The 6,017-nt window shown below is 70.2% G+C and carries 3 protein-coding genes; all 3 read right to left on the minus strand.

The window, feature by feature from the left end:
* Window positions 1-4,644, minus strand: a 4,644-nt coding sequence (locus tag AC0693_RS38560) for a non-ribosomal peptide synthetase (protein WP_478804598.1), incomplete at its 3' end; no start/stop codon positions are given.
* 325 nt (window positions 4,645-4,969) lie between these two features.
* Window positions 4,970-5,098 (minus strand): MbtH family NRPS accessory protein, encoded by a 129-nt coding sequence (locus tag AC0693_RS38565; RefSeq protein WP_356416982.1) that lies wholly within the window; start codon window positions 5,096-5,098, stop codon window positions 4,970-4,972.
* Window positions 5,099-5,469: 371 nt separating this feature from the next.
* Window positions 5,470-6,017, minus strand: a 548-nt coding sequence (locus AC0693_RS38570) for a phosphopantetheine-binding protein (RefSeq protein ID WP_478804599.1), incomplete at its 5' end; no start/stop codon positions are given.

Here is a 6,017-nt window from a genome sequence, read left to right on the forward strand (position 1 = left end):
CAACTCCGGCACCACACCAGACCCGAACTCCACCGCAGTGTCATTCCACTCCGACACCACCCGACGACGCTCCACACCACCCAACACCTCAACGGCCCGCAGCGGGAGTTCTTCTCCGCCGTCCAAGACCGTCTCCAGGGCGGAGACGAGGTTATCGGTCGCGGTGATGACGAGGGTGCCCACGGCCTCGGCGTCGATGGGGGCGACCGCGTCCACTGCCAGGCCGAGGCCGTGGCCGTGGTCGTCGACGGCGACCGACAAGGGGTAGTTGGTGCGGTCATGCGTGAACAGGGTGGTGATTCCGGCCATGCCGAGCCCGTTGTCCGAGCCGTGCGGGGCGTTGTGGCGGTAGTTGAAGATCGAGGTGAACAGCGGCGCATCGCCGGCCACGCCACTGGCGCGCTGGGCCAGGGCCAGCGGAGCGTGCTCGTGCTCCAGCAGTTCGGCCAGCTGGTCGCGCATGGCGTCGAGAGCCGCGCGTACGCCGAGGTCGTCGATCAGCGTACGAACCGGGAGGGTGTTCATGTAGGGGCCGGCGACCCTGTCCGCGCCCGCGCCGCCGTTCATGCGGCCGAAGAGGACCGTGCCGAAGACCACGTCGTCGCGGCCGGACACCACCGCGAGCACGCGGGCCCACGCGAGGTGCATGACCGTCGCTGCGCTGGCCCCGAGCCGATGGGCGATGTCCCGCACCCGTCCGGCGAGCTCCGGGGAGAGCTCCAGGTCCGCTCGGACGACTCCGGCGCCGTCACCCCGTACATCGACCTGCCCGTAAGGGGCGGTCGGCTCGGCCACGTCGCCCAGCAGCTCGGCGAAGTACCTCTCGTGCTCCGACCGCTCGACCGCGCCACGCGCCTGGGCCACGAAGTTCCGGAAGGGCAGCGGCTCGGGCAGCTCGTCGCCGCGCCCGGCGAGGATGGCCTGTATCTCGCGGAGCAGCACCTCCCTGGCCGTGTGGTCCTGCACCATGTGGTGCATCCGCAGCAGGGCCAGCCATCGGCCGGTGCCGGGTTCGGCGGACGTGTGGACGTCGAGCAGCGGAGCGTGGGCCAGGTCCATCGCCTGGACGGCGGTCAGCAGCTGTGCGATGGGCTCGGGGCCCCGGGGGTCGAGCGTCACATCGGTGACGGGCAGTACGGCGCGCCGCCAGACGACCTGGACCGGTTCGCGCAGGCCCTCCCACACGATGCCGGTGCGGAGGATGTCGTGGCGGTCGATCACCTGCTGGAGCGCGTCGAGGAATGAGCCGAGCAGTTCGCGCGAGTCGAAGCCGATGACAGTGGGGATCAGGTAGGCGTCCTCGCCGCGCTCCCCGAGCAGATGGTGGAAGAGGAGACCCTCCTGGAGGGGGGCGAGGGGGTAGATGTCGGCGATGTTCGCCGCGCCGCCCTCGACCGTGTCAACGATGCGCTGCACGTCGTCCGTGGTCAGCTCGACCAGCGGGAGCATCTCAGGGGTGATCTCCCGCGCGTCGGCGGGGATGAGGTTCTCGGGTACGGCGACGGTGTCCGTGCCGGTCGCAAGCGCGAGACCGGCCGGGGTCGGCGTCTGGAACAGGGCTCGGACCGGCACCGAAACGCCGCGCTCGCGCAGCCGCTCCACCAGTCGGATCGCCATGAGCGAGTGCCCGCCCAGGGTGAAGAAATCGTCTTCCGCGCCGACCTGCTCGAGGCCGAGGACCTCGGCGAACGCGGCGCAGAAGATCTCCTCCCGCGGGTTGGCCGGACCGCGGCCCGCCGCGGTGCTGTACTCCGGGGCGGGCAGGGCAGCGCGGTCGAGCTTGCCGTTCACCGTCAGCGGCAGCGCGTCCAGCACCACCACCGCGCTCGGCACCATGTACTCCGGCAGCCGCTCGGCCACGAACCTACGTACGGTCAGCGGCAGTTCAGATGCCGTATCGGCTTCGGTGCGCGCTGCTCCGTCCGCTACGACGTAGGCGACGAGGCGGGTGTCGCCGGGGGTGTCCTGGCGGGCGATCACCGCGGCCTGCGCGACCTGCGGGTGCCGGGCCACCGCGGACTGGACCTCGCCGGGCTCGATCCGGAAGCCGCGGACCTTGACCTGGTCGTCGGAGCGGCCGGCGAAGACGAGCCGGCCCTGCGCCGTCCAACGGGCCAGGTCGCCGGTGCGGTACATCCGTACGCCGGGCTCGAAGGGGCAGGCCACGAAGCGTTCCGCCGTCAGGCCAGTGCGGCCGATGTAGCCGCGCGCCAGCTGCGCGCCGGTGATGTACAGCTCGCCCGCCACGCCCGGCGCGACAGGCCGCAGGTGTCCGTCGAGGACGTACATCCGGGTGTTGGCCACGGGTGTGCCCAGGGGGACCGCGCCCTCGCCGTGGGGATCGACCTGGCCCAGGGCTGTGATGACGGTGGCCTCGGTGGGACCGTAGGTGTTGAGGAGGCGGCGGCCGCGGGCCCAGGCGCGGGCGAGTGCGGGCTCGATCGCCTCGGACCCGACGACGATCGGGCCGACGCCGGCCAGGTCGTCCAGGTCCAGCACCGCCAGCAGGGACGGCACAAGGCTGGCCGAGCGCACGCCGGCCGACCGCGCGAGCTCGCGCAGCAGAGCCGGCTCGGCCCGCTCGGCGGCGCTGGCGACCACGAGGGCGCCACCGGAAGCGAGCGTCACGGCGACGTCCAGGACCGAGGCGTCGAAGTTGAACGACGCGAACTGCAGTACGGCGACGCCGGGGGCGACGTCCATCTGCGGGCCGAACACCGACACCATGTTCGCCATCGCAGCGTGCGCGACAGCCACGCCCTTCGGGCGGCCGGTCGAGCCCGAGGTGTAGATGACGTAGGCGAGGCCGTCCGGCGCGACGGACACCTGCGGTGCCCGGGCCGGGAGCTGAGCGATTGCGGCCGCGACCCGCGCGTCGTCAAGCCATACGGTGTTCGCAGCTTCGGCCACCGCTGTGTCACGGCGCCCGATGACCACCCCGGCGCCGCTGTTGGCCAGCATGAACGCGATGCGCTCCGCCGGGTGCTCCGGGTCCAGGGGCACGTACGCGCCACCGGCCTTCCATACGGCGAGGATGGAGGCGACCATGTCGACGCCGCGCGGCAGGCACAGGCCCACCACGGACTCGGGGCCGACACCCTGGGCGATCAGGTGGTGGGCGAGACGGTTGGCGCGGGCTTCCAGCTCGCCGTACGAGACCTGCTCACCCTCGAAGACCACGGCGACCGCGTCCGGCATACCGGCCGCGTGCGCCGCGAACAGCTCCGGCACCATCGCCGGGGCGACCTCGGCCGCGGTGTCGTTCCACTCGGTCAGGACGCGGCAGCGCTCGTCGGGGTCGAGTACGTCGACCTCGCTCACGCGGGTCTGCGGATCGGCGGCCATCGCTGCCATGACACGCACGAGCCGCTGCCCGATCAGCTCGGCCGAGGCCACGTCGAAGAGGTCGGACGCAGCGACTATCTCGCCACGCAGGCCTGCCGGGGCACCGTCGCGGTCGGTCACCTCGGCGACGGACAGATCGAGGTCGAACTTGGCGGCCACCTCGGCCGAGAGCTCTGCCGTCATCCGCACGGCCCGCGCGCCGGGCAGGTCGACGACCGCCTCGGCGGTGTTCTGGACGGTCAGCAGGACCTGGAAGAGGGGGTGACGGGCGAGCGAGCGCGTCGGCGCGAGTTCCTCGACCAGTTTCTCGAAGGGCACGTCCTGGTTCGCGAACGCGGACAGACCGGTCTCGCGCACCTGGAGCAGCAGCTCACTGAAGGTCGGGTCACCCGACAGGTCTGTGCGCATCACCAGGGTATTGACGAAGAAGCCGACCAGGTCGGCGAGCGCAACGTCGGACCGGCCGGCCACCGCCGCACCGATCGGGATGTCCGTGCCCGCGCCCAGCCTCGAGAGCAGCACCGCCAGCGCCGCCTGCACGATCATGAAGGTGGTGACGCCCTCGGCGCGCGCCAGCTCTGCCAGCCGCGCGTGCACGTCCGCAGGAACCTCGAACGTGACGCTGTGTCCGCGGTGGGAGGCAGTCAGCGGGCGGGACCTGTCGAAAGGCAGCTCCAGCCCTTCGGGAATTCCGTCCAGGGCCTGGCGCCAGTAAGCGAGCTGGCGGGCGATCACACTGTCGGCGTCCTGCTCGTTACCGAGCAGCTCGCGCTGCCAGAGCGTGTAGTCCGCGTACTGGACGGGCAGCGGCTCCCACTCCGGCGCGCCACCGTGCGAACGGGCGGTGTACGCCAGGGAGACGTCCCGGGCCAGGGGACCCATGGAGTAGCCGTCGCCGGCAATGTGGTGCACGACGACCGCGAGGGCGTGCTGGTCGGGCCCGGCAGAGAACAGCCAGGCGCGGATGGGGAGTTCACGCGAGAGATCGAAGACGTGCCTGCCGGTCACCTCGTTCACGGCGCCCGCCAGATCGGGTGCCGCCGCGACTTCCACGCACTCGAGCGCCCAGTCGACTTCCTCGACGTCCAGGATGCTCTGGTAGGGCTCACCGTCGGCTACGGCAAAAGTGGTGCGCAGGACCTCATGGCGCTCCAGGACATCGCGCAGCGCGGACGCGAGCGCCTCCCGGTCGACCTCGCCCGACAGGCGCAGCACGATCGGAATGTTGTAGGTCGCACTCGGACCCTCAAGCTGCTCGATGAACCACAACCGACGCTGCGCAAATGACAACGGAATCATCAGGACTCCTCCTGGTTACGTCCTGGCCGCAACGTCGGCCTAGGCTGACTGTCTATGTCTAGGCTTCTTTGCATGCACGTTTGCATGCAAATCCTGCCGTTTCCGGGCATGCGGAATCTCGCGCCCTCGGTAAGCAATTCATGACTTGCCTAGCCCAGGAGGTCGGCGCGATTGACCGAGTCGGCCGGGGTGCGACCCTTATGAACGGTCATTGGGTTCCCCGCACTCGACATACCCCGTGTATGTCCGCGCCTCGCCATGCAAAGGCCTACCGGGAAGCCTGCCGAGGCCCTGGCCACGGCATGCGACACCGCCGCCGACTATTTCACTTCCATCGACGCGAAAAGGTCCAGCCGTCGGGCGCGGCGGCGAAGGCCGGCCAGAGGGAACTGCTTCCCTCGTCGTCGATCAGACCCAGGTAACCGGAGCCCGAATCGTCGAACGGATTCGCCACGACGCATTCCCTTCCATGAAGCAAATCAGTGGGGTGATGGCATGGATGCCGGATTCCCCTTGAACATCCACACCGTCCGATGGAGGTTTATCGGCTCTCCACCACGACTCAACGCGACCCACTATCTCCCAGGCCCCCGCGACGATCAATGATCAACAGCCGTCCACCGGACGTTGCCGACGAGCGCGGCCGCCACCGGAAATCTTCCTGTGCAAGTGCGGCCTAGCGGCACTTGAACAGGGGTTCGTCATGGCCTGAAGGGTCGGGAAGCACGTACGGCCGCCGCGCCCGACCGGGGTCGGATGCGGCGGCCGATCGGCCCTCGGTACCCCTTGACTGGCCGGGCCCGGGGGCTCGTCAGTCGGCGGTCATCATCGGTTCCGCCGGTCGCGCATCGGACGCAGGGTCGGCCTGGTTGACTTTGTGTTCCCGATCTGCTGCGCGAACCCGGCTACGGTTGGCGCCTCGAACAGGGCCCGGATCTCGGCCTCTACCCCCATCTCCGCCCGAACCCGGCTGACCAGCTCGGCGGCCAGCAGTGAGTGCCCGCCGAGGGCGAAGAAGTCGTCATCGACACTGACCCGCTCCACACCCAGCACCCTCGCGAAGATCTCGCAGAGGAGTTCTTCCTGGCGGGTGGACGGCTCCCGGCCGGTGCCGGCCGCGACCGTGAAGTCGGGGGCCGGCAGGGCCTTGCGGTCGAGTTTGCCGTTCACCGTCAACGGCAGCGCGTCCAGCACCACCACCGCCGCCGGCACCATGTACGCCGGCAGCTTCCCACCAAGGAACCCTCGTAGGACGGAAGGCAGTTGTACTTCGTCCGCATCCGCACCGGAGGCCGGGACGACGTACGCGACCAGAGCGGTCGCACCCGCCTGCCCCGCACGCGCGACCACCGCCGCCTGCGCCACCTGCGGAT

This window comes from Streptomyces sp. NPDC043876, assembly GCF_056435825.1.